Annotated in this window: 20 protein-coding genes and 1 pseudogene; 13 read left to right on the top strand and 8 right to left on the bottom strand. The window is 63.9% G+C overall.

Annotated elements, in window-relative coordinates; translation table 11 throughout:
* The 3 genes and pseudogenes from GXB81_RS05245 to GXB81_RS05235 all read left to right on the top strand — a co-directional run.
* A pseudogene (locus GXB81_RS05245) lies at positions 1-204 on the top strand (alpha/beta hydrolase); the annotation flags it as partial.
* A gap of 244 nt (positions 205-448) precedes the next feature.
* Positions 449-5,290, top strand: a complete 4,842-nt coding sequence (locus tag GXB81_RS05240) for an NAD-glutamate dehydrogenase (protein WP_167283169.1) — start codon at positions 449-451, stop codon at positions 5,288-5,290.
* A 219-nt stretch (positions 5,291-5,509) separates the two neighbouring features.
* Positions 5,510-6,418 (top strand): cation diffusion facilitator family transporter, encoded by a 909-nt coding sequence (locus GXB81_RS05235; protein WP_167043676.1) that lies wholly within the window; start codon positions 5,510-5,512, stop codon positions 6,416-6,418.
* A gap of 308 nt (positions 6,419-6,726) precedes the next feature.
* On the opposite strand, the gene GXB81_RS05230 is transcribed toward GXB81_RS05235, so the two are convergent.
* Both GXB81_RS05230 and GXB81_RS05225 read right to left on the bottom strand, forming a co-directional pair.
* Positions 6,727-7,032, bottom strand: coding sequence for a DUF4148 domain-containing protein (locus tag GXB81_RS05230; RefSeq protein ID WP_167043678.1), 306 nt, complete (start codon positions 7,030-7,032; stop codon positions 6,727-6,729).
* A gap of 288 nt (positions 7,033-7,320) precedes the next feature.
* The gene (locus GXB81_RS05225) at positions 7,321-8,325 is read right to left on the bottom strand and encodes a LysR family transcriptional regulator (protein ID WP_167283168.1); all 1,005 of its coding nucleotides are present in this window, start codon (positions 8,323-8,325) and stop codon (positions 7,321-7,323) included.
* Positions 8,326-8,496: 171 nt separating this feature from the next.
* Here GXB81_RS05225 and GXB81_RS05220 point away from each other — a divergent pair, with 171 nt between their 5' ends.
* From GXB81_RS05220 to GXB81_RS05195, 6 genes are all read left to right on the top strand, one after another.
* The gene (locus tag GXB81_RS05220; protein WP_167283166.1) at positions 8,497-9,351 is read left to right on the top strand and encodes an alpha/beta hydrolase; all 855 of its coding nucleotides are present in this window, start codon (positions 8,497-8,499) and stop codon (positions 9,349-9,351) included.
* 33 nt (positions 9,352-9,384) lie between these two features.
* Positions 9,385-10,623 carry an efflux RND transporter periplasmic adaptor subunit gene (locus GXB81_RS05215; protein ID WP_167283164.1) on the top strand — a complete coding sequence of 413 codons (1,239 nt, stop codon included), beginning with the start codon at positions 9,385-9,387 and terminating at the stop codon, positions 10,621-10,623.
* A 43-nt stretch (positions 10,624-10,666) separates the two neighbouring features.
* Entirely contained in the window at positions 10,667-13,852 is a 3,186-nt protein-coding gene (locus tag GXB81_RS05210) for an efflux RND transporter permease subunit (protein ID WP_205988556.1), read from the top strand.
* 13 nt (positions 13,853-13,865) lie between these two features.
* Entirely contained in the window at positions 13,866-15,554 is a 1,689-nt protein-coding gene (locus GXB81_RS05205; RefSeq protein ID WP_205988555.1) for an efflux transporter outer membrane subunit, read from the top strand.
* A 229-nt stretch (positions 15,555-15,783) separates the two neighbouring features.
* Complete coding sequence (locus GXB81_RS05200; RefSeq protein WP_346777781.1) at positions 15,784-16,962, top strand: acyl-CoA dehydrogenase family protein; 1,179 nt, start codon at positions 15,784-15,786, stop codon at positions 16,960-16,962.
* A gap of 59 nt (positions 16,963-17,021) precedes the next feature.
* Positions 17,022-18,350 (top strand): Nramp family divalent metal transporter, encoded by a 1,329-nt coding sequence (locus GXB81_RS05195; RefSeq protein WP_205988553.1) that lies wholly within the window; start codon positions 17,022-17,024, stop codon positions 18,348-18,350.
* A gap of 170 nt (positions 18,351-18,520) precedes the next feature.
* Here GXB81_RS05195 and flhC read toward each other — a convergent pair whose 3' ends face one another.
* The 6 genes from flhC to GXB81_RS05165 all read right to left on the bottom strand — a co-directional run bounded on the left by flhC (position 18,521) and on the right by GXB81_RS05165 (position 21,905).
* On the bottom strand, positions 18,521-19,090 hold the full coding sequence (flhC, locus tag GXB81_RS05190; RefSeq protein WP_167043694.1) for a flagellar transcriptional regulator FlhC: 570 nt from the start codon (positions 19,088-19,090) through the stop codon (positions 18,521-18,523).
* Positions 19,091-19,104: 14 nt separating this feature from the next.
* Entirely contained in the window at positions 19,105-19,425 is a 321-nt protein-coding gene (gene flhD / locus GXB81_RS05185; protein WP_167043696.1) for a flagellar transcriptional regulator FlhD, read from the bottom strand.
* Positions 19,426-20,020: 595 nt separating this feature from the next.
* The gene (locus tag GXB81_RS05180; RefSeq protein ID WP_167283156.1) at positions 20,021-20,161 is read right to left on the bottom strand and encodes a hypothetical protein; all 141 of its coding nucleotides are present in this window, start codon (positions 20,159-20,161) and stop codon (positions 20,021-20,023) included.
* A gap of 8 nt (positions 20,162-20,169) precedes the next feature.
* Entirely contained in the window at positions 20,170-21,045 is an 876-nt protein-coding gene (locus tag GXB81_RS05175) for a helix-turn-helix transcriptional regulator (protein ID WP_205988552.1), read from the bottom strand.
* A 190-nt stretch (positions 21,046-21,235) separates the two neighbouring features.
* Complete coding sequence (locus GXB81_RS05170; protein ID WP_167043701.1) at positions 21,236-21,538, bottom strand: addiction module antidote protein; 303 nt, start codon at positions 21,536-21,538, stop codon at positions 21,236-21,238.
* Positions 21,489-21,905: a type II toxin-antitoxin system RelE/ParE family toxin gene (locus GXB81_RS05165; RefSeq protein ID WP_205988551.1), complete on the bottom strand. Its 417-nt coding sequence runs from the start codon at positions 21,903-21,905 to the stop codon at positions 21,489-21,491. Before GXB81_RS05165 ends, GXB81_RS05170 begins: the two co-directional genes overlap by 50 nt.
* Before the next feature lie 290 nt (positions 21,906-22,195).
* On the opposite strand from GXB81_RS05165, the gene GXB81_RS05160 reads away from it, so the two are divergent.
* The 4 genes from GXB81_RS05160 (at position 22,196) to GXB81_RS05145 (ending at position 24,158) form a co-directional block, all read left to right on the top strand.
* Positions 22,196-22,564 carry a nuclear transport factor 2 family protein gene (locus GXB81_RS05160; RefSeq protein ID WP_167043705.1) on the top strand — a complete coding sequence of 123 codons (369 nt, stop codon included), beginning with the start codon at positions 22,196-22,198 and terminating at the stop codon, positions 22,562-22,564.
* Between the two features lie 48 nt (positions 22,565-22,612).
* Complete coding sequence (locus tag GXB81_RS05155; protein WP_167043707.1) at positions 22,613-22,906, top strand: hypothetical protein; 294 nt, start codon at positions 22,613-22,615, stop codon at positions 22,904-22,906.
* 172 nt (positions 22,907-23,078) lie between these two features.
* On the top strand, positions 23,079-23,540 hold the full coding sequence (locus GXB81_RS05150; protein ID WP_167043709.1) for an RbsD/FucU domain-containing protein: 462 nt from the start codon (positions 23,079-23,081) through the stop codon (positions 23,538-23,540).
* A gap of 183 nt (positions 23,541-23,723) precedes the next feature.
* The gene (locus tag GXB81_RS05145; protein ID WP_167043711.1) at positions 23,724-24,158 is read left to right on the top strand and encodes a DoxX family protein; all 435 of its coding nucleotides are present in this window, start codon (positions 23,724-23,726) and stop codon (positions 24,156-24,158) included.
* Positions 24,159-24,226 lie beyond the last annotated feature (68 nt).

The raw sequence follows: 24,226 nt of genomic DNA, 5'->3' as shown, positions 1-24,226 counted from the left end.
CCGCGTTGTCCCTTGCTGATCCTCTCCGCGCGGGCGGACCGGCTCGTCAACCCGGCCTGTTCGACGAAGCTCGCGGCGGCGTGGCGGACCGGGCATCGCGTGCACCCGTGGGCCGGGCACGATCTGCCGCACGACGATCCGGCGTGGATGGCGGCGCAGATTCGCGCATGGCTGGAGCAGCGGGACGAGCCGGCCACGGCGTAGATACCGGCAAGCGCGGCGGCCAGACCCGCGCCGTAAGCGGGCCGCGCCGCCAGCCGCTCGCCGTCAGCCGGCGCGGACTGCCGCAGTGCAGCGCGATGCGCTGCGGCGCCGCGAAAAAACGCAGCGGGTATTACCTGAGCGCGCCGATCGATCTGATTGCGCGCGACGGGCGCATAATCCATTGTCAGACGTTGCCTGCGAATCACACGATACTCACCATTGCCGCCAGCCAGGGGAGTCGATCATGCAAGCAAAGAACGAAGAAGCCGTCACGCACCTGCTGAACGATGTCGTTGAATTTGCGCGTGGACGGCTGCCCGAGCCGACCTTCAACATCGTCGAACCTTTCCTGCGGCATTACTACGATTTCGTCGACAGCGGCGATCTGCAAAGCCGCTCGATCGCCGATCTCTACGGCGCGGCGCTCGCGCACTGGCAAACCGCGCAGCGCTTCGCGCCGGGCCAGCAGCGGTTGCGCGTCTATAACCCGATCCTCGAACAGCACGGTTGGCACTCCGATCATACGGTGATCGAGATCGTCAACGACGACATGCCGTTTCTCGTCGATTCGGTGTCGATGGCGGTCAACCGCGAGGGGCTCGCGCTGCATTCGGTCGTGCATCCGGTGTTTCGTATCTGGCGCGCGACCGACGGCAGCATCGAGCGCGTGAGCCAGGGCGCCGAGGAAGCCGGCGATACGCGTTCGCACCTGACCTCGTGCATTCACTTCGAAGTGGACCGTTGCGGCGATGCCGCAAAACTCGACGCACTGCGCGACGACATCGCGCGCGTGCTCGGCGACGTGCGCGCGGCCGTGGAAGACTGGCCGAAGCTGATCGAGTGCGCGAAGGCGACGATCCAGGACCTCAAGGTTCGCGAGACGGGCGCGGAAGGCGTCGAAGCGCGCGCGTTCCTCGAATGGATGGTCGCCGATCACTTCACGTTTCTCGGCCAGCGCGACTACGAACTCGTGCAGCAGGACAGCGGCTATGGTTTGCGCGCCGTGCCGGGCTCGGGCCTCGGCATTCTGCGCGATGCGCTGCGGCCCGCCGGCGCCGCGGAAATCACGCCGCTGCCGCCGGCTGCGACGGAGATCATTGCCGGCACGTCGCCGATCTTTCTGACCAAGGCCAATTCGCGCGCCACCGTGCATCGGCCCGGCTATCTCGACTATGTCGGTATCAAGCTGACCGGCGCGGACGGCAAGGTGAGCGGCGAGCGGCGCTTCATCGGCCTTTACACGTCCACCGCGTATTTCGTTTCGGCTGCGGAAATTCCGATCGTGCGGCGCAAATGCGCCAATATCGTGCGCCGCGCCGCTTTCCTGCCGAAGGGGCATCTGGCGAAATCGCTCGTGACGGTGCTCGAAACTTACCCGCGCGACGAACTGTTCCAGGCCGACGAAGATCAGCTCTACGACACCGCGCTCGGCGTGCTGCGTTTGCAGGAGCATCAGCGCACGCGTCTGTTCGTGCGGCGCGATCGCTTCGACCGCTTCGTGTCGTGCCTCGTGTTCGTGTCGCGCGACAAGTACAACACCGATTTGCGGCAGCGTATCGCCAACCTGCTCGCCGATGCGTTCAACGGCGAGAACGTCGAATTCACGCCGCTGCTCTCGGAGTCGACGCTTGCGCGGATTCATTTCGTCGTCCATGCGAAACCGGGCGGCATGCCGGACGTCGATACGCGCGAGCTCGAAGCGCGGCTCGTACAGGTTGCGCGCCGCTGGCAGGACGATCTCGCCGACGCGCTGCTCGACGTGTATGGCGAAGAGCACGGCAACCGTCTGCTGCAGCATTACGGCGACTCATTTCCCGCCGGCTATCGCGACGACTATCCGGCGCGCACGGCGGTGCGCGATATCGAGCTGATCGAGCGCGTGCAGGGCAGCGAAAGGCTTGCGATGAACCTGTACCGCCCGATCGAATCGGGACCGCGCGCGTTCCGCTTCAAGGTGTATCGCGCGGGCCAGCCGATCGCGTTGTCGCGCAGCTTGCCGATGCTCGAACATCTCGGCGTGCGGGTCGACGAAGAGCGGCCTTATCTGATCGAGGCACTGGGCGCGACGCCGGCATGGATTCACGACTTCGGCCTCGAACTCGCGGACGATGCCGAGTTCGACATCGAGCGCGTGAAGGACCTGTTCGAGGAAGCGTTCGAGCAGGTCTGGACCGGCGCGATCGAAAGCGACGACTTCAATCGCCTCGTCTTGCGCGCGCAACTGAATGCGCGCGAGGTGACGATTCTGCGGGCGTACGCGAAGTATCTGCGCCAGGTGGGCTCGACGTTCAGCGACGCGTATATCGAGCGCGCGGTGACCGGCAATCCGGCGATCGCGCGCATGCTCGTCGAACTGTTTATCGCGCGCTTCGATCCGGCGCTCGGCGCGGTGCGCGAGGCGCGCGTCGAAAGCCGTTTCGCGGCGATAGAGAGCGCGCTCGACCAGGTGCCGAATCTCGACGAGGACCGCATATTGCGGCAGTTCCTCGGCGTCATCAAGGCGACCAAACGCACCAACTACTATCGCTACGACGCCGAAGGGCGGCCGAAGTCGTACCTGTCGTTCAAGTTCGACCCAGCGCAGGTGCCGGGCTTGCCCGAGCCGAAACCGATGTTCGAGATCTGGGTCTATTCGCCGCGTGTCGAAGGCGTGCATTTGCGTGGCGGGCGCGTCGCGCGCGGCGGTTTGCGCTGGTCCGACCGGCGTGAAGACTTCCGCACGGAAGTGCTCGGCCTCATGAAAGCGCAGATGGTGAAGAACGTCGTGATCGTGCCGGTCGGCTCGAAGGGCGGCTTCGTCGTGAAGAATCCGCCGCCGCAAAGCGAGCGCGATGCGTGGATGCGCGAAGGCGTCGCGTGCTATCAGACCTTCCTGCGCGGCTTGCTCGACGTGACCGACAATCTCGCGGGCACCGACGTCGTGCCGCCGCCCGACGTGGTGCGCCACGATCCCGACGACCCGTATCTGGTCGTCGCCGCCGACAAAGGCACGGCCACCTTCTCCGACTACGCGAACGCGATCTCGCAGGAATACGGCTTCTGGCTCGACGATGCGTTCGCGTCGGGCGGCTCGGTCGGCTACGACCACAAGAAGATGGCCATTACCGCGCGCGGCGCATGGGAGTCGGTCAAACGGCACTTCCGCGAGATGGGCGTCGACACGCAGAGCATGAACTTCACGGTGGTCGGTGTCGGCGATATGTCGGGCGACGTGTTCGGCAACGGCATGCTGTTGTCGCCGCATATCCGGCTCGTTGCCGCATTCGATCACCGGCACATCTTTCTCGATCCCGATCCCGACCCGGCCGCGAGTCTCGCCGAGCGCGAGCGGCTGTTCATGCTCGACCGTTCGAGCTGGGCGGACTACGATCCGTCGCTGATCTCGGCGGGCGGCGGCGTGTTCCCGCGCAGCGCGAAGACGATTCCGTTGTCGGTGGCGGTGCAGTCCGCGCTCGGCATCAACGCGGCGGCACTCGCGCCGGCCGAACTGATGCGCGCGATTTTGCAGGCACCGGTCGATCTGCTTTATAACGGCGGCATCGGCACCTATGTGAAGGCGAGCCGCGAAACGCATCAGCAGGTCGGCGATCGCGCGAACGACGCGATTCGCGTGAGCGGCGCCGATCTGCGCTGCAAGGTCGTGGCCGAGGGCGGCAATCTCGGCCTGACGCAATTGGGGCGCATCGAATTCGCGCAGCGCGGCGGCCGCATCAATACCGATGCGATCGACAATTCCGCAGGCGTCGATTGTTCGGATCACGAAGTCAACATCAAGATTCTGCTTGGGCTCGTCGTCGCCGACGGCGAGATGACCGAGAAGCAGCGCAATGCCCTGCTCGCCGAAATGACCGACGAAGTGGGCCTGCTCGTGCTGCGGGACAACTACTATCAGACCCAGGCGTTGTCGATCGCGGGCCGCTTCGGCGTCGAACTGCTCGATGCCGAAGCGCGCCTGATGCGCTATCTGGAACGTGCGGGGCGGCTCAATCGCGTGATCGAGTTTCTGCCCACTGACGAGGAAATCGCCGAACGCGCGGCCGCGAAGCAGGGCCTGACGACACCCGAGCGCGCCGTGCTGCTCGCCTACAGCAAGATGTGGCTATATGACGCACTGCTGGATTCGTCGATGCCGGAAGACCCGCTCGTCGGCGACATGCTGATCGAGTACTTCCCGAAACCACTGCGGCAGCGTTTCCGCGAACCGATGCAGCGCCATCCGCTGCGCCGTGAAATTCTCGCGACGCATCTGACCAATGCACTGGTGAATCGCGTGGGCTGCGAGTTCGTGCATCGGCTGATGGAAGAAACCGACGCGCAGCCCGGCGATATCGTGCGTGCCTGCATCATGGCGCGCGACGTGTTCGATCTCGACCGGATCTGGAGCGATATCGACGCGCTCGACAACCGCGTTCCCGATGACGTGCAGGCGCGCATGTTCGCCGAAGTCGCGCGGCTCGTCGAACGTTCGGCGCTGTGGTTCTTGCGACATCTGCAATCGGGCGCGGCCGGCGACGACGTGGCCGGTTTGCTCGCGCGCTGCCGCGATGCGGCGCAGCGCCTCGCGCCGCAATGGCCCGCGTTGCTGCCGCGCGCGGATCTCGAAGCGCTTTCCGAGCGGCAGCGCGGCTTCGTCGATGCCGGTGTCGATAGCGACCTCGCGGTGCGTATCGCGAGCGGCGAGGTATCGGCGGCGCTGCTCGATATCGCCGAAGTCGCATCGACGTGCGGGCGCAGTCTCGAACAGGTAGCGGGCGTCTACTTCGCGCTCGGTACGCTGCTGAATTATGGCTGGATCAGCGAGCGCGCGGCTTCGCTGCCGGCGCCGACGCACTGGGACATGCTGGCGCGCGCCTCGGCATTGGCCGAACTCGCGCGACTCAAGCGCGCGCTGACCACGAGCGTGCTGGCGGACGCGAACGAGGCATCGACGCCGGACTCGCTCGTGCAGGCGTGGCACGAAAAGCGTGCCGCGCAGATCGAGCGTTATACGCGTTTGCTGGCCGACTTGCGCGCCACCGGCGGCGCGAGTCTTTCCGTTCTGCTCGTGGTCGTGCGCGAGATGGCGGCACTGGAAAGGGCACAGTGAGCGTCCGAGGGGGAGCGTGGCGACAGGAGAGACGGCGCGCATGGAAGGGCTCGACTACCGACCGCGTACATCGGCAGCTCGTGGAGCGAGGTAGCATAAGATGACGCGGCTCAGCGCGGCGAGTTGGATGTGTCCAACTCGCCGTGTTCATAATACGGGAGTTGCCTGTCGGCAACTTCCGATAAAACTCAGATAAAACTCACGGATGCCTTCCCGAAGATGAAAGAAGAATCGCCGAAAGCCATTTTTTATGCACTCGCCGCCAATCTCGGTATCGCTGTCTGCAAGTTCGCGGCGGCGGCGTTTACGGGTTCCGGCGCGATGTTTGCCGAAGCGATTCACTCTACCGCCGACTGCGGCAATCAACTGCTTCTGCTATTCGGCCTGAGCGAAGCGCGCAAGCCGGTCAGTCCCTTGCATCCCATGGGCAGCGGCCGCGAAATCAATTTCTATTCGCTGCTCGTTGCGTTGCTGCTGTTTTTTGTCGGCGGCGCGTTCTCGGTGTATGAAGGCGTACATCGTGTGATGGCGCGCGAGCCGTTGCAGTTTGCGTTTGTCGCGCTGGCGGTGCTCGGGATTTCGGTGGTGCTCGAATCGCTGTCGCTATGGGGCGCCGTCAAGGAGATTCGCAAGACGCATCCGGATAAAAGCCTGTGGCGCTGGTTTCGCGAGACGCGCGAAGCCGAGCTGCTGGTCGTGGCAGGCGAGGATATTGCCGCTCTCGCGGGCCTCGCGATCGCGTTTATCGCGGTGCTGCTGACGATGGTGACCGGCAATCCTGTCTATGACGCGCTCGGTTCGATCGGCGTGGGTTTCCTGCTCATGGTGATTGCATGGCTTGTTGCGCGTGAAGTGAAATCGATGATCGTCGGCGAGTCGGCGAGCCCGGAAGTGCGCCGCGCGATCGAGGCGCATCTGCATGCGCGCGAGGAGATTCGCAGCATCATCAATATGATTACGCTGCAATGGGGGCGTCATGTCGTCGTCGCGGTGCAGGCGGAAATGATCGATTATGCGAGCGGCCGCGCGATGGTCGATGCGATCAACGTGATCGAAGCCGATTTGCAGGCCACCTTTCCGCAAGTGCGTTGGGTGTTCTTCGAGCCCGACGTGCCGCGCGAAGCATAAAGCCGCGTCGCGACGCGCATTCGCGAGTGCTTGCGAATGGCGCTTCGCCCGCGAAGCGATGCTTGCGGGCACAGCGCACATATCGCGCATATCAGCCGCGTCACAGCCGGTGCCGCGAGCAACAACCCACACTCAATCTCAATGGTGCGACGGACGATACGGCATCCACACGGGCGTATCGCTATTCCAGTTGTCCAGTTCCGACGGTGTCATGGTGAGCTCCTTGATGAAGAGTGCGCGGGCGACGAATCGGCGACCACTTCCGATGGAAAATCGATCGTCGCGCCGAGCGCGCTTTGGCTGATGCGTTACTGACCTGCCGCTACACGAGTCACGTTGCCGCTCGTGCCTTCCTGTAGCGCGATACGGGCCGTTTGCGTTTGGCCGATCAGACCTTTGTCCGGATACGCGTTGCGATTGAGCGAGGGCAGCGAACCGTCGCGATACGCGGCGACCAGTTCGGCCTTGACTTCGGCACGTGTTTTCGTGCTCGCGGCCGCCGCCGGTTGCGTGTCGTAAGTCCCCGCGCGGCCAATGCCGCCACCGCCTTGCGCAAATACCGGAGCGCTGACGAGCAGCGAAAGAGCGAGACCTGCCAGCAGATTGCGTTTCATGATTCACTCCTGTCGATTCCTTGGCAGCACGGATGGCGCTGCGACAGGGTGAACTGTAGAGGTCGGTGCGGTACGGGTAAATCCCGCTTTCGCGAAATGAATTGTCGCGATTTCAGAACAATCGCGCGAGAGGCCTGGCCATCGCCGCGACTGCGCAGGCTGCGACGAGGCTTTAAAAAAACCGCGGCATTGGAGCCGCGGCTGTAATTCACTGTTTCAGTTTGCGTACTTTTGAGTACTTCAATGTGGGCAGAGCCACGCAGCGCGTCGGGGACGCTGATGAGGTTCTCATGCGACCCACTCGGTCATCATCGGCGTATCGCGTACCGGGGCCGACTCGCGTTCTTCTAAAGTGCGCTTCGTGCAGGTGGCGTCGAGACTGTAGCGTCCGCTCAGCAGCGGGCAACGCTCGAACACTTCCGCGATCCAGTCCACGAACACGCGGACTTTTGGCGACAGATGGCGGCTGTGCGGATAGACGGCGGAAATCGGCATCGGCAGAGGCTTCAACTCCGGCAGCGCTTCGACGAGCTGGCCCGAACGCAGATGCGGCAGCACCATGAAGAGCGCCGGCTGAATCAGGCCGAAGCCTTCGAGTCCGCAAGTCACGTAGGCATCCGCGTCGTTGACCGACACGATGCTCTTCATCTTCACTTCCACTTCGTTGCCGTTCACGAGGAACGCCCAATCGAGGGTGCGGCCCGTGCGGCTCGAGAAGTAATTGACGGCCTTATGGTTGTCGAGATCTTCGAGCGACGCGGGCATGCCCGCGCGCTCGATGTAGTCCGGCGACGCGCAGGTCACGCCCTCGAACAGGCCGATGCGGCGCGCGACCAGTGACGAATCCTGCAGCGCGCCGACCCGCAGCACGCAATCCACGCCTTCCTGCAACAGGTCTACCGGCCGGTCGGTCAAACCGAGTTGCAGGTCGATGTCCGGATAGCGCGTGTGGAATTCGCACAGCGAGGGAATCACGATCAGGCGGCCGAGCGACCCCGGCATGTCGATGCGCAGCTTGCCGTGCGGCTTCTTGTTGCCGCTCTGAAAACTGGCTTCGGTTTCCTCGACGTCCGCGAGGATGCGCACGCAGCGCTCGTAATACGCGGCGCCGTCCGGCGTCAGCGACAGACGCCGCGTGGTCCGGTGCATCAGGCGCGTGCCGAGAAACGCTTCGAGGTTCTGAATAATCGTGGTGACCGACGCGCGCGGCAAATCGAGCGTTTCCGCCGCGCGGGTAAAGCTGTTGGTGTCGACGACACGGGTGAACACTTGCATGGCCTGAAGCCGGTCCATCGCAAACCTCCATGAAGACGGGCGCAGTGGCGGAGTGGAATCCGCGGAGCAATCGCGGTGGATTGTTCAGAGGCACCGAATTGTGTTGCCGGATTATAGGCATTTATTTACAAGTCTGCCGAATCCACAATTCGGACCATTGAAGTTTTGTGCGCATTTGCGCGGCTCGACATGGATGCATTCAAATCGCCGTATTCCTTTGTTCCCGTGGACGACAGCGCCGCGGAAGCCAATGAGGCGGCACTCGAAATCACCGACGTACAGATCGACGGACACGCACAGGAAATCACCCTGCGTTTGTACCGGCTTGCGAAAAAGACCGCACTGCCGGTACTGCTTTATTTCCACGGCGGCGGCTTTACCCGGGGCTCGATAGAGCAGGCCGACTTTGCCGCGCGCTATTTCGCGGAACACTTGCCGGCGCTCGTCGTGTCGGTCGGCTATTCGCTTGCGCCGCAGTTTCCGTTTCCGGCTGCGCCCGAAGACGCGCATCGCGCGGCGCTATGGGTGCAGACGCGGGCGCGTGCTTTCGGCGGCAATAGCAGAAAGATCGGCGTGGCCGGTCACGATGCGGGCGGCCAGTTGGCGAACTGTCTCGCCTTTATCGCGCGCGACCGCGGCGACGTGCCGATCGCCGCGCAGGCGCTGTTCGGACCGATGCTCGATCCGAGCCTGACGCGTCTTGGCGACGAGCGGCGCCTCGGTTCCGACATCACCGCGAGCGAGTGCGCCGCGTGTTATCGCGCGTATCTGCCGAAAGCCTCGCAGCGCATGCATCCGTACGCGGCGCCGCTCGAATCGGCGCGGCTCGCGGGTTTGCCGGCCACACTGATCGCGACCGCGCAGAACGACGTGCTGCACGTCGAAGCCGAGAAGTATGCAAGCAATCTGATCGACGCGGGCGTGCAGACCCAGGTGGCCCGCTATCCGAGCGTTTCGCACGCGGCGCTCGCCGATCATCCGCCCGCATTGCAGGAAGCGGTGCGCTTTTTTCAGTGGCGCTTCGACACGCGCGCGCATCGATAAACAGAATTTCAATCAACGATACCGGAGCTACACATGACCATCCTTCCACTTTCCCGCCGCCGCGTGGCGTTTGCCGCGCTAGCCGTGCTCGTGCTCGCCGGGCTCGGCACGTTCGGCGCGATTCGCGTCGATGCGAGTTCGCCGGCCGCGCCGACCATCGTGCCCGAGGTCGACGTCGCGACCGTCGTGCAAAAGACGATCACCGACTGGCAGAGTTATTCGGGCCGTCTCGAAGCCGTCGAGAAAGTCGACGTGCGTTCGCAGGTGCCGGGCACGATCGTCTCGGTCAACTTCAAGGACGGCGCGCTCGTGAAGAAAGGCGACACGCTGTTCGTGATCGATCCGCGTCCGTATGCGGCCGAAGTCGATCGCGCCGAAGCCCAGCTCGCGGCCGCGCAGGCGCGCACGGGCTACACGCAAAGCGACTGGGAGCGCGCGCAGCGACTGATCGCCGACAACGCCATTGCCAAGCGCGACTACGACGAGAAGCAGAACGCCGCGCGCGAGGCGAGCGCGAACCTGAAGGCCGCGCAAGCCGCGCTCGAAACCGCGCGCATCAATCTCGGCTACACGAAGATCACGGCGCCGGTGTCGGGCCGCGTGTCGCGCGCGGAGATCACGGTCGGCAACGTCGTGTCGGCGGGCGCGAGTGCCGCGCCGTTGACCACGCTCGTGTCGGTTTCGCCGATCTACGCATCGTTCGACGCGGACGAACAGACCTACCTGCAATACCTGAGCCGCGCGAAGGACGGCAGCAAGGTGCCGGTCGAACTCGGTCTCGCCGATGAAACCGGCTACTCGCGCAGCGGCACGATCGAGTCGGTCGACAACCGGCTCGATACGTCGTCGGGCACCATCCGTGTGCGCGCGAAGTTCGACAACGCGGACGGCGCGCTGATTCCGGGCCTTTACGCGCGCGTGAAAGTGGGCGGCAGCGCGCCGCACCCGGCGCTGTTGATCGACGATGCCGCGGTCGGCACCGACCAGGACAAGAAGTTCGTGCTCGTGGTCGATCAGGGCAACCACGTCGTCTATCGCGAGATCTCGACGGGCGCGATGCAGGGCGATCTGCGCGTCGTCAAGGACGGTTTGAAGCCGGGCGACCGCATCGTCGTGAACGGCATTCAGCGCGTGCGTCCCGGCGATGCGGTTCGCGCACACATGGTGCCGATGACGGCCGACCAGGACCCGAACAGCGCACCGCTCGCGCAAACGCGCGCGAAGGCGGACACCGGCGCGGACAGCACGAAGAGCACAAAGGGCAATTCGTGAGCCGCACGCGCCAGCGCGCATGTTTCAACGTTAAGAGCTTCCCATGAACATATCCAAATTCTTCATCGATCGCCCGATCTTTGCAGGCGTGCTATCGGTATTGATCCTGCTCGGGGGCATCATCTCGCTGTTCAAGCTGCCTATTTCCGAGTATCCGGAAGTGGTGCCGCCGTCGGTGGTGGTGCATGCGCAGTATCCGGGTGCGAATCCGAAAGTGATTGCCGAGGCGGTCGCCGCGCCGCTCGAAGAGCAGATCAACGGCGTCGAAAACATGCTGTATATGCAGTCGCAGGCGAATAGCGACGGCAATCTCACGCTCACCGTGACGTTCAAGCTCGGCACCAATCCCGACCTCGCGACGCAGCTGGTGCAGAACCGCGTCAACCAGGCGCTGCCGCGTCTGCCCGAAGACGTGCAGCGGCTCGGCGTGACGACGATCAAAAGCTCGCCGACGCTGACGATGGTCGTGCATCTGATCTCGCCGAACGACCGCTACGACATGACGTATCTGCGCAATTACGCGCTGCTCAACGTGAAGGATCGGCTCGCGCGGATTCAGGGCGTCGGCGAAGTGCAGTTGTGGGGTTCGGGCGACTACGCGATGCGTATCTGGCTCGATCCGCAGAAAGTCGCGCAGCGCGGGCTGACCGCGACCGAAGTCGTCAATGCGATTCGCGAGCAGAACATTCAGGTGGCGGCCGGCGTGATCGGCGCATCGCCGTCGGTGCCGGGCACGCAGTTGCAGTTGTCGGTGAATGCGCGCGGCCGTTTGAAGACCGAGAGCGAATTCGGCGACATCATCGTGAAGACCGCGCCCGATGGCGGCGTGACGTATCTGCGCGATATCGCGCGTATCGAACTTGCGGCGTCGGAATACGGCCTGCGTTCGTTGCTCGACAACAAGCCCGCCGTTGCACTGGCCATCAACCAGGCGCCCGGTGCGAACTCGCTTGCGATTTCCGAACAGGTGCGCGCGGCGATGAAGGAACTCTCCGCAGACATGCCGGCCGGCGTCGAATACCGGATCGTCTACGACCCGACGCAATTCGTGCGTTCGAGTATCGAGGCGGTGATCCACACGCTGCTCGAAGCAATTGCACTCGTTGTGATTGTCGTGATCGTGTTTCTGCAAACGTGGCGTGCGTCGATCATTCCGTTGATCGCGGTGCCGGTGTCGATTGTCGGTACGTTCTCGCTGCTGCTGGCATTCGGTTTTTCGATCAACGCGCTCTCGCTGTTCGGCATGGTGCTCGCGATCGGTATCGTGGTCGACGATGCGATCGTGGTGGTGGAGAACGTCGAGCGCAACATCGAAAACGGGCTCAGTGCGCGCGATGCGACCTACAAGGCGATGCGCGAAGTGAGCGGGCCGATCATCGCAATTGCGCTGACACTTGTTGCCGTGTTCGTGCCGCTCGCGTTCATGACGGGTCTCACGGGCCAGTTCTACAAGCAGTTCGCCATGACTATCGCGATCTCGACGGTGATCTCGGCGTTCAATTCGCTGACCTTGTCGCCGGCCCTGTCCGCGTTGCTGTTGCGCGGCCACGGCGCGAAGGAAGACTGGCTGACGCGCGTGATGAATCGTGTGCTCGGCGGCTTCTTCAAGCGCTTCAACAAGGTCTTTCATCGCGGCTCGGAAGCCTATGGCCGTGGCGTGACCGGGGTGTTGCGCCGCAAGGGCGCGATGCTCGTGGTGTACGCGATCCTGCTCGGCGCGACCGTCTTGATGGCGCGCGTGGTGCCGGGCGGCTTCGTGCCCGCGCAGGACAAGGAGTATCTGATCGCGTTCGCGCAGCTGCCGAACGGTGCATCGCTCGATCGCACCGAGAAGGTGATTCGCGACATGAGCGCGATCGCGCTGAAGCAGCCGGGCGTGGAAAGTGCGGTGGCGTTCCCCGGTTTGTCGGTGAATGGCTTCACGAATAGTTCGAGCGCGGGCATCGTGTTCGTCACGCTGAAGCCGTTCAAGCAGCGTGGCAGCAGGAAGCTCTCGGCCGGTGCGATTGCCGGCGCGCTGAACCAGCAGTATGGCGCGATCAAGGACTCGTTCGTCGCGGTGTTCCCGCCGCCGCCGGTGCTCGGCCTCGGCACGCTCGGCGGCTTCAAGATGCAGCTCGAAGATCATGGAGCGGTCGGTTACGCCGAACTCAACAAGGCGGCGGAAGCATTCGTGAAGCGCGCGGCGCAGACGCCTGAGCTCGGCCCGACGTTCTCGAGCTATCAGATCAACGTGCCGCAACTGAACGTCGATCTCGATCGCGTGAAGGCCAAGCAGCTCGGCGTGCCGGTCACCGACGTGTTCGACACGATGCAGATCTATCTGGGCTCGCTCTACGTGAACGACTTCAACCGCTTCGGCCGCGTGTATCAGGTGCGGGTGCAGGCGGATGCGCCGTTCCGTCAACGTGCCGACGACATCCTGCAACTGAAGACGCGCAATGCTTCGGGCGAGATGGTGCCGCTCTCGTCGCTGGTCACGGTGACGCCGACATACGGCCCGGAGATGGTGGTGCGCTACAACGGCTATACCGCGGCCGACATCAACGGCGGCCCGGCGCCCGGCTATTCGTCGGGGCAGGCCCAGGCCGCGGCCGAACGCGTGGCGGCCGAAGTGCTGCCGCGCGGCGTGAAGCTCGAATGGACCGACCTCACGTATCAGCAGATTCTCGCCGGCAATGCGGGCATGTGGGTGTTCCCGATCAGCGTGCTGCTCGTGTTCCTCGTGCTTGCGGCGCTGTACGAAAGCCTGACGCTGCCGCTCGCGGTGATCCTGATCGTGCCGATGAGCGTGCTGTCCGCGCTGACCGGCGTGTGGCTCACCGGCGGCGACAACAACATCTTCACGCAGATCGGCTTGATGGTGCTGGTGGGTCTGTCGGCGAAGAACGCGATCCTGATCGTCGAATTCGCGCGCGAACTCGAACATGATGGACGCACGCCGCTCGCGGCGGCGATCGAGGCAAGCCGCTTGCGGTTGCGGCCGATTCTGATGACGTCGATCGCCTTCATCATGGGCGTGGTGCCGCTGGTGCTGTCGAGCGGCGCGGGCTCGGAGATGCGTCACGCGATGGGTATTGCGGTGTTCTTCGGCATGCTCGGCGTCACGCTGTTCGGCCTGATGCTGACGCCGGTGTTTTATGTGGTGCTGCGTTCGCTCGCGGGTGGGACGATCCACGTCGCGCAGAAGGACTCGCCGCGCTATGGCACGGCCGTCACGGACGCCTGAGGAGAAAACAATAATGAAACGCTTTGAATCTCGCTTTGCCTCTTTGAGCGGCTGGGGCCGCGCGGCGGCAAGCGGTTTGCTGGTCGCGCTGCTGGCGGCGTGCTCGCTGGAGCCCGTGTACAAGCGGCCGGACGTCGATGCGCCGGCCGCGTTCAAGGAAGCGCCGGCGGTAACGGCCGCGCCGGCAGCGGCGGCCTCGGGCGCCACCGATGCATCGGCACAGAACGCCGGCACATGGAAGCCCGCTCAACCGTCCGACGACGCATTGCGCGGCGAATGGTGGAAGGTGTTCGGCGACTCGCAACTCGACGCGCTCGAAGCGCAGGCCGCCGCCGCGAATCAGGATCTGAAGGCCGCGGCGGCGCGCGTGCAGCAGGCGCGCGCGGTGACGCAGGCGGCGAAGTCCGACTGGTTTCCGAAGTTCGACGCGGGCTTCGGCCCGACGCGCGAGCGGGCGTCGGCGGCGTCGCAATTCCAGCCGGACAGCGTGGGCGGCACGACCGGCACGATCTGGCGCGCGCAGATGGGCGCGTCGTACGAGGCGGATCTGTTCGGGCGGGTCGGCTCGAACGTGAACGCGTCGCGCGCCGACGAGCAGCAAAGCGAAGCGCTGTTCCGTTCGGTGCAGTTGTCGTTGCAGGCCGACGTCGCGCAGAACTACTTCCTGTTGCGCGAACTCGATACGGACCAGGACCTGTATCGCCGCACCGTCGCATTGCGCGAGGACGCGCTGAAGCTCGTCGAGCGGCGCTTCAAGGAAGGCGACATCAGCGAACTCGACCTTGCGCGCGCCCGCAACGAACTGGCGAGCGCGCGTGCCGATGCGGTGGGCGTCGCGCGTCAGCGGGCGGCCTCGGAGCATAGCCTTGCGATTCTGCTCGGCAAGCCGCCCGCCGATTTTTCGTTTGCCGAAGCACCGCTCGTGCCGGTAACGGTGCGCGTGCCGGCCGGTTTGCCGTCGGCGCTGCTCGAACGGCGCCCCGATATCGCGGCGGCCGAACGTGCGATGCAGGCCGCGAACGCGCGCGTTGGGCTCGCGAAGTCGGCGTTCTTCCCGAAGCTCGATATCACCGGCGCGTTCGGTTTCGAATCGGCGACGCTCGGCGATCTGTTCATGTGGTCGAGCCGCGCGTTCATTCTCGGGCCGTTCGCGGGCACCGCGTTGACGCTGCCGATCTTCGACGGCGGGCGCCGCAAGGCCAACCTCGCGCAGGCGCGCTCGAAGTATGACGAGGACGTCGCGCAGTATCGTCAGCAGGTGCTCGTGGCGTTCCGCGAGGTCGAGGACAATCTCGCCGATCTGCGTCTGCTCGACGATCAGATGCGCGAGCAGAACAATGCGGTCGACGCCTCGCAACGGGCCGCGCATCTGTCGCGTACGCAGTACACCGAAGGTGCGGTCAGCTATCTCGACGTGATCGACGGCGAGCGCCAGGTGCTGCTGTCGCAATTGCAGGCGAGCCATCTGGCGGGCACGCAGGCGGTGGCGACGGTGAATCTGATTCGTGCGTTGGGCGGCGGCTGGGGCGATGTGAAAGCGGACGATACCGCGGTGGGGGCGGCTCCGGTGCCAGCGGATGCGGTTCCTGCCGGGGCTTCTGGCGCTGCGGCGGCTTCGCTTGCTGCTTTGAGCTCTGCTTCGTCGAACTCCGCGTCTGAGGCCGTCTCCGTTCCGGCGCAGCAGCAGGTGGCGAAGCGCTAACCGGTTGTTCGACCGGTTGAGGCTCAACGCCGTCAACGGTCGCATCACCAAGGCATTACCAACGCCGGGCCGCGCAAAAGCGCCGCCCGGCGTTTTTGCGTCCAAATCGTTTTTCGCGCTTTCCTTCTGCCAATCGCTTCGTAGACCTCGCATGCACGGCTCTCTATGATCGTCCGGATGCAACCATCGACTACTCCAGGGCAAGCCAGTGACTTTCGTGCGTGACGGCATCGAGCAGATTCGCGAACCTCAACAGGCGCAGCCCGCGCGCGACCTGACGGCGTTGCTCCAGGCGCTGCGTGCCAGCGCCGCGCAGCGCGATCGCGAAGGCGGCCATGCCGCGCGGGAAAAACAGTGGATCGCCGATGCGGGACTGCTCACGCTCGCCGTGCCGCGCGAATTCGGCGGCGCGGGCGCAGGCTGGTCCGACATCTACGATGTGATTCGCCAACTCGCGCGCGTCGACAGCGCGCTCGCGCATCTGCTCGGCTTCACCTGCCTGCAAATCGTGAGCCTCGACGTGTGGGGCAATCCGCAGCAACGCGCGCACTATCTGCGAGGCAGCGTCGAACATCGCTGGTGGTGGGGCAATGCGGTCAATCCGCTCGATACGCGGCTCGTTGCAACGGCAACCGGGGACGGCGGCTATCTGCTCGACGGCCAGAAAGGCTTTTGCTCCGGCACGCGCGGCTCGCAGATGATGACCGTGTCCGCGCACGATCCCGTCACCGGCAAGCCGGTGTTCGCCGTGGTGCCGACCGAGCGCGCGGGCATTGCCGTGCACGACGACTGGAATCCGATCGGCCAGCGTCAGACCGACAGCGGCAGCGTGTCGTTCGCGCGGGTCCGCGTCGCGCCCGACGAAGTGCTGGTGCGGCCCGACACGCCGTATGCGAGTCTGCGCACGCTGATCTCGCAACAGGTGCTGACCAATCTGTTTGTCGGCCTCGCGCAGGGCGCGCTCGACGCGGCGCGCGCGTACGTGCATGAGCATGGCCGGCCGTGGATCGCGTCCGGCGTGAGCCAGGCCACCGACGATCCGTATCTGATCCAGCGTTTCGGCGAAATGCATATCCAGACGGTCAGTGCGGAAGCGCTGGCCGTGCGTGCCGCGAACGCGCTCGACGAGGCGTGGCGGCAGGGCGCGTCGCTCGAAGCCGGCACGCGCGCGCGGGTGGCGCTCGTGACGTCGGAAGCGAAGGTCGTGGCGCACCGCGCGGCGCTCGACGTCGGCGAAAAGCTGTTCGACGCCTGCGGTGCCCGCGCGACGCATGCGTCGCTTGCGCTCGACCGCTTCTGGCGCAACGCGCGCGTGCATACGCTGCACGATCCGCTCGACTATCGCGTGCGCGACGTCGGCCGCTACACGCTAAACGGCACGCTGCCCGAGGTTTCTTTGTACACTTGAGGCCGTTTGCGACCGCCCGCGTGGGGCGTCGCGTCGATTCCCCTCAAGAGATTCCCGGCTTGTTCTTCAAATTACCGACTACCGCCACCGCGCCGTTCTGCCCGTCCGAGGTGCAGGGCTCAGTGGCCGTCCCGGCGCAAGCGCCGTTCTGGAAAAAGATCCTGCAATTCGCGGGGCCCGGTCTGCTGGTTTCGATCGGCTATATGGACCCGGGCAACTGGGCCACGGCAATCGAAGCCGGCTCGCGCTACGGCTACAGCCTGCTGTTCGTCGTGCTGCTGTCGAGCCTCGCGGCGATGGCGCTGCAATGTCTGAGCATGCGGCTCGGCATCGCCACCGGACGCGACCTCGCGCAACTGTCGAGCGCGCGCTACTCGCCGCGCGTCGCGCGTGTGCAATGGCTGCTCGCGGAACTGTCGATCATCGCATGCGATCTCGCCGAGGTGCTCGGCGGCGCGCTTGCGTTCCATCTGCTGTTCAATTGCTCGCTGACCACCGGCGTGTTGCTGACCGCGTTCGATACGCTGATCGTGCTCGGCCTCAAGGGCAAGAATTTTCGCGACCTCGAAGCGATCATGCTCGGGCTGATCGCGACGATCGGTGTCGGCTACATCATCGAGCTGGCGCTCGTCGGGCCGCATTGGCCGTCGGTCGCGCATGGGCTGATTCCGTCGTGGCAGGCGCTCAGTTCGCGCGAGCCGATGTATCTCGCGATCGGCATCCTTGGCGCGACGGTGATGCCGCATAACCTGTATCTGCATTCGTCGATCGTACAAACGCGCGCGGTGAAGCGCGACTCGGCCGGCATCCGTTCGGCGATCAGCCTGTCGCGCATCGATACGATCGTGTCGCTCGTGCTCGCGGCGCTCATTAACATGGCGATCCTGATACTGGCCGCCGCGGCGTTTCACGCGACCGGCCACCAGGCCGTCACGCAGATCGAGGATGCCTACCGGCTGCTCGCGCCGATCGTCGGCACCGGCTTCGCGGCGCTGCTGTTCGCGATCACGCTGCTCGCATCGGGACAGAGCTCGACCTTTACCGGCACGGTGGCGGGGCAGGTCATCATGGAAGGCTTCCTGAAGATGAAGATTCCGTGCTGGCAGCGGCGCTTCATCACGCGCGCGCTCGCGCTGATTCCCGCGCTGATCGGCGTGCGGATGTTCGGCAACGGTGCGGTCGGCCAACTGCTCGTCGCGAGCCAGGTCGTGCTGAGCCTGCAATTGCCGTTCGCGCTCTATCCGCTGATTCGCATGACGAACGATCGCTCGCTGATGGGCGAGTTTGCCAACAGACTGCCGACGCGGCTGCTCGCGTGGACGCTGTTCGTGGCGATCAGCGCGGCGAATCTGTGGCTCGTTGTGCAGACGGTCGGGCTTGCCGGCTGATCGCGGCAGTCTTGAACGGCAGGGCCGTTGGCGTTGCCGTTGTCATTGATGACGGTGACGGTGACGGCGAAAAAAAATCCGCATAGCCGGTTCGACTCTGCGGACTCTTCTTTCTTATAGGCTTCGATTCGAATCGACTGGCCCCGTCTCCTCGGATCGATTCAATGTATTCAGGCGGCCTGAGCGACCTGCGCTGCTTCGAGCGCTTCCTGGCGGGCTGCTGCTGCTTTCTTGGTCTTGCCGGCCCGCGACGGCGGCTGGCACGCACCGCATACGACGTTATGCTGCAGGTCGTGCTTATGCGCGACAAACTTGCCCGAGCAACGGCAGCATGGGGTCAGCTGCAGAATGTCGGCGTCGAAGAAACGCACGAGCGTCCATGCGCGCGTCAGGTCCAGCACCGGTTCGGTCTCGCTGTGCTGGCAGTGTTCGAGATACAGCCGATACCCCTTGGTCAGTGCGTCCAGATGCGAGCAGCGCGCTTCGTTCTTGAGGAACAGGTAGGTGTTGTAGAACAGCGATGCATGAATGTTCGCGAGCCACGTCATGTACCAGTCCGCCGAAAACGGCAGCATGCCCTTGGGCGGCGACACGCCCTTGACCTCGCGGTACAGGCGGATCATGCGGTCGCGCGAGAGCGTCAGCTCGCTTTCGAGCACCTGCATGCGCGCGCCGAGTTCGATCAGCGCGATCGCGCGGAATACTTCCTGCGCGTCTTCAGTGAGGCTTCGCTTGAGCATTGCAGTTACCTCGATCAAGCAAACTGCTCGGCGGGCTGGCCTGCGAGCAGGATAGCCGCGTGGGTCGGCGCGACGGCTGCGTGCTTCGTCGTTTGCGTCAACGCTGACAGCATCGAGTGGTCGTTGAAGCGGAAGAAGCACAACAGCTGCTCGGAAGAGGCCAGCTTGACGATCTGCGCGAGCGACAGCCCGGCCAGCAAATCAGCCAATTCCGACGACAACCCCAGCCGGAACATGCCGACCGGTTTGTCCTCACGCAACATACGCTGCGCAAGCATGATGTAAGACAAGTTGATCTCGCGGATAGAATCCAGCGTCTCGCTGCTACGGTCCATTTTCTCTGTTTCCGAAGCCCCGAATTACTATGTCGGCTTTTAGCCGTTATGTCTTTTCTGCCTCGCCGGCGATTCCCCCCGGCTACATGTCACTGCTTGATACAGACTGCGAATTTTTGATACATCGCGTTACATTTCGTAACAGCTTGGGACGAATTGTATGAAGTGTAAAACCAGAAAGCAATCCCTTCCTGAAAAAATATCTCAAAAAAAGAATCGATTTCCGGTAACTCTTTCACGCTACTGTAATGAACGATGCACGGCGAATCTTCGACTATCCGAAATCCGAGGAAAATCGGTGGAAACCTTGCAGGGAAGGCCTCTGGCTTAATTGACGTGGCAAATGATTACGATCGGCCGCGAACGGCGAATTGGATTTGGTTTGGAAAGGCAATAGAAAGAATAACTAATGGGCGGTAATAAATACGGCTTTTGTATGTTGAATAGGGTTCGATCAAATGTGTAACAGGATGATGTGGCCTCAGTTACAAACACGGCACTGCCGGGCCACATTTGTAACGTTGAGGCGACAGTTTTGCGGGAGGGGCTACCTGCGGGGATGTCGGACGGGGTTGGTGTCGGGGCCGAAGAGACGCTATGGACGTGTGCCGGGAACGTAGCCGGCGAAGGCTGCGGTGAGGCGGAGCGCGCTGTGGAAGCCGTCTGACGCGACGGTGCTCCAATAGGTGCCGATATTGCCGCCATGGGCGAGGCGGACGCCGTAGTAGCCGAGCATCGGGTTACCTACCCGGCGTTTATCCCTCGGCCTTCGTGCGCCGGCCGGGTTGATGCAAATTCGCGCAATGCCAGCGTAGTTTGCTGATCCGCGGGAAAGAACGCCTCGATGGCGAGTTCCGACAGCGTGACATCCACTGGCGTACCGAATACCGTGGTCGTGCTGAGAAACGACAGCACGCCGATCGAAGTGCGCAGCCTCAACGGCACCGCTATCTGATTGAGGGCGGTGCCGTCTGGGGCTGCCGCGTCCGCATCCGGTGGTGCGGGATAGGCGGCCAACTCGTCGCGTAGCGCGCCCAGCGCATCGTCGCCGCTGACGTCGATTTGCCGTTGCAGGCGGGCCAGTATGTGCTCGCGCCACGCATGCCAATTGACGATAGACGATGCAATGCCCTGCGGATGCAGGCTCAAGCGCAGCGCGTTGACCGGCGGCTTCAGCAACTCGGGACTGGCACCGCTCAATAGTGGCGCAAGTGCGTTGTTGGCCGCGACGATGGTCCAGTGCCGGTCGATTGCGAGCGCGGGGTAGGGCTCGTGTCCCTTGAGTACCAGTTCGACGGCTTCGCGTGCGGCGGCGAGTTGCGGATCGGAAAGCGGGCGCTCACGAAATAACGGTGCGTAGCCCGCTGCGACGAGCAGCGCATTGCGTGCCCGCAACGGTACGTCGAGCCGTTCGGCCAGGTGCATGACCATTTCGCGGCTCGGCAGCGCGCGGCCCGATTCGACGAAGCTCAGATGCCGGGTTGAAATTTCGGCTTCGGTGGCAAGCAGCAACTGGCTCATGCGTCGCCGCTGACGCCATTCGCGCAGCAGATTGCCAACGGTGCGGCTGGGTAGCGACGCGGGTGAAGCAGCCGTTTGTGCAAGAGAGAGCGTGTTCATGTCTCCGATCATAGTCAAAGCGCGCGAGCAAACCATGACCTGAGAGGTAACGTGCGGCCAGTTTCAATGATCAATACTCGCAGTCCTGCCGGCTTCCGACCGATCTCCTCGAGCGTGCATGGCAATGCGGCAGACCCGGCGTGCCGATATGGCAGTGCGGGGGCACAACGCAAAAAACGCGGAACCCCGATCACGCAGCCACCGCATTCGCGGGCTCAGCGCTAAGCCGGATGTTGAGTGCGCGCAGCAGTTTGAGCACCGTGTCCATGCGCGGTTTGGAGCCGGGCGCAAGTGTCTTGTAGAGGCTTTCGCGACCGAGCCCCGCGTCCGCCGCGATTCGGGTGATGCCGCGCGATTTGGCGACATCGGCGATGGCGGCGAGCAGCGCGTCGGCATTGCTTTCGGCAAGCGCGGCGTTCAGATATGCAGCGACCATTGCGTCGCTATCGAGGTAGCGCGAGGCATCGAATCGTGCCGTTTTGATCTTGCTCATGATCGTTCCCTTCTGATGGCTTCCCACATTGTCGGGCATGTTTGATGTCTGCCTTCTGCGTGGATTTGTTGCCGCCGCACAGCAGCAGATACACCGTGCGCCCTTCGCGCGCGTAGTAGACCCGATACCCCGGGCCGCAGTCGATGCGCATTTCGAACACCCCTTCTTCCAGAAACTTGACGTCGCCGAAATACCCGCGTTCCGCGCGCCGGATACGCACGAGAATTCTTGCCTTGGCTCGCAGGTCTGTGAGTCCGTCGAGCCAATGGTCGAATTCTTCGGTGCAGTTGACCGTGTACGTGGGTGGTGTTGCGATCTGGTATAGATCGTATCCTTTGGGATACTTATTTGCAAGCGTGGAAAACATATCAATAAAACGGTTCGTGCCGTGCCCCTGTTCGTTACTCCCACACCGCGCGCAAGTGCCGCGCGGCCTCCATTCGTCCCACGAGGTTAGCGGTCCTTACGCGTTCTGACGACTCGGCCAAATGGCTAATGCGACGAAAAAATCGCTGCACGGGATGACGTTGCAGACGTCTGCTTACCTGTGACGTAATCGACGCTGCTCACGCGCTCGTTCAATCTTCAAACCGAGCCCTCCGCATACGACGCGTGTGCCGAGCGGAGTGCTCAGTCCTGCCAATCAAGGAGCTTGGGATGAATGCGCATACCGATCTGATCGACCGTTATTTCGATACCTGGAACGAGACCGATGGCACACGCCGCCGCGAACTGATCGCCGCGACGTGGAGCGCCGATGCCGACTATCGCGACCCGCTGCTCGCCGGCGCCGGGCACGACGGTATCGACGCGATGATCCGCGCGGTGCACGAGCGTTTTCCGCATCACACGTTTCGCCGCACGACCGACGTCGACGGCTTCGCGAACCGGCTGCGTTTCTCGTGGGCGCTGACGACGCCGGCGGGCGAAGCGATCGTCAAGGGTTCCGACTTCGGCGTGGTGGATGCGCACGGTCGCCTGCTGGCGGTCACGGGCTTCCTCGACGAAGCTCCGGGCGCCGCCTGACGCTGCCGATAGATAGTCCAACCAGCCGCATTTTTCACGGAGACGATCATGCGCGAGTCCGTAGCCGCCATGTCTGTCACGGTCGACCACGCGTTCGCGCGCGTGTCGGGTGCCGCTGACGCGCTATCAGGCGCGATCGCCGGCTTTGCGCTGCTCGCCGGCGCGCGGGCGTTCACGTTCATCGCATTGCTCGGCTGGCGCGAACCGGTGCTGAGTGGAGCGGGGCTCGTGCTGCTGGCGATGGTCGGGTGGCTGCGTTGGCAGTGCGGCGCAAGCGCGGCTGTGCGTACTACGCAAGGCGGCGGTTGGATGAGGCCGGATGAGCGACAAGCATGCCGGTGACGGCGTACCCGATGCGCGCACTCGCGGGCGGCCACACCGCACGGGAGTGGCCGGCATGGCTTGCTACAATCGATCGTCGCCGCGCGGGGGAAGCCGGTGCGGAAAACATCGCGCGCCAGCCCGAACCGCAAGCCATCAACCGCTGCCATCAACCGCACCACAAGGAGATACCGTGCTGAAGAATCTGGACCCGCTGCTGAACGCCGACATACTGCATGCGCTGCGCTCGATGGGCCACGGCGACGAGCTCGTCATTTGCGACGCGAACTTTCCGGCCGGGTCGGTCGCGTGCGATACCGTGCTCGGCAGGCCATTGCGTCTCGACGGCGTGAGTTCGCCGCGCGCGATTCGCGCGGTGTTGTCGGTGCTGCCGCTCGACACCTTTGTCGATCATCCCGCGTCGCGCATGGAAGTCGTCGGCGAGCCGCACACGATCCCCGCGGTGCAGCGCGAAGCGCAGGCCGAGGTCAACACGGCGGAAGGGCGCGAGGTGCCGTTCGCGTCGATCGAACGGTTTGCGTTTTACGAGCGGGCGCGCGAGGCCTATTGCGTGATCGCAACCGGCGAGGCGCGCGGCTATGGCTGCTTCGTGTTCACGAAGGGCGTGCTGCTCGCGCCGGACGCGGCGGGATGAAGCCGGCGGATTGCCTGGGTCCGGATGGCCATCGGGTCGAGATCGTCACCTATTCGTGAAGGCGAGCGCGCGGCCCCATCGGGCACTTGGAAAAGGCGGTCGTTGCACATATGCTCAGGGGCGAGGCCGGGAACTGCGGCAGCCCATTCGGGTCTGCTGCTTATTCAATTACAGGAGCACCCTATGTCGCGTCCCGTCGATTACGGCATCATCTTCATCGCCCGTCTTGCCCTTTCCGTGCTGTTCCTGTGGAGCGGGGCGATGAAGCTGCTGGGCTATGCGGGCTTTGTCGGCTACCTGCATTCGAAAGGCGTGCCGTTCGTGCAGATCGCCGCGCCCATTGCGACGGCGGTCGAAGTGCTCGGCGGCCTGCTGCTCGTCGTTGGTTTCAAGATCCGGCCGCTCGCGCTGTTCATGGCCGCGTACACGATCGTCACCGCGGTGCTCGGCCACGATTTCTGGAACGTCACCGATCCGGCAGTGCAACACGACATGGTGATCCACTTCTGGAAGAACATCGGTATCGCGGGCGGCTTCCTGCTGCTGTTCGTGACCGGCGCGGGGCGGATGAGCATCGATGGGGCGCGCGCTCCACGCGGCGGCCTCGGCGGGCTTTGAGGCAGCGCCATCGGCAACCGGCGCGGCACGTTTCGACACGGCACGCATTCCGTAGCACGCGCCTCATT

It is taken from the genome of Paraburkholderia sp. Ac-20336, assembly GCF_017105025.1.
In the GTDB taxonomy this organism is placed as follows: domain Bacteria; phylum Pseudomonadota; class Gammaproteobacteria; order Burkholderiales; family Burkholderiaceae; genus Paraburkholderia.
This window is presented reverse-complemented; position numbering and strand designations above follow the sequence as displayed.